1 pseudogene is annotated in these 526 nt (G+C 60.6%); it reads right to left on the reverse strand.

Annotated features, from left to right (window positions below):
- Window positions 1-267 (reverse strand): annotated as a pseudogene (locus tag ACTIF2_RS27590) (hypothetical protein); the annotation flags it as partial.
- Window positions 268-526: the final 259 nt, after the last annotated feature.

A 526-nucleotide genomic window follows, 5' to 3' on the forward strand; every position in this document is an offset into this window, starting at 1 on the left:
GGCGATCTGCGCAGCGGTCAGCGCCTCGCGCACGGCTTGTTGCAAAGCGCCCCCGGCGAGTTTCTTATGGGCGCGAACCACCTCGGCGATCTGATCGCCAATGCGCATCAGAGGATCGAGGTGGCTCATCGGATCCTGGAAGATCATCGCGATGCGTGCGCCACGCATCCTGCGCATTTCAGCATCCGACAATGTGAGAAGGTCGGTGCCCGCAAAACGGATATAGCCTGAGGTTACCTTGTCGATTGGACGCGGCAGAACGCGCATGATCGCCTGGACGCACGGTAAACCCGACATTGTGGAGTGCATGCACCGTGCCTTTGCGTGTGCGCAGCTCAGTCGTAAGACCCGCAACACGCAGCAGGGCATCAGTCTTGGCGCTCACGGAAGTCAGACTATTCATGGCCGCGCACCGCATCGTTGAAGGCATCGGCAACCAGGTTGAGGCTGATGGCCAGAGCAGAAAGAACCAGACCGGGGAACACCGCGCTCCACCAGGCGAGCCCAAGCAGTCCATAGGCATCCT

This window comes from Allobosea sp. (genome assembly GCF_051860145.1).
GTDB lineage: Bacteria > Pseudomonadota > Alphaproteobacteria > Rhizobiales > Beijerinckiaceae > Allobosea.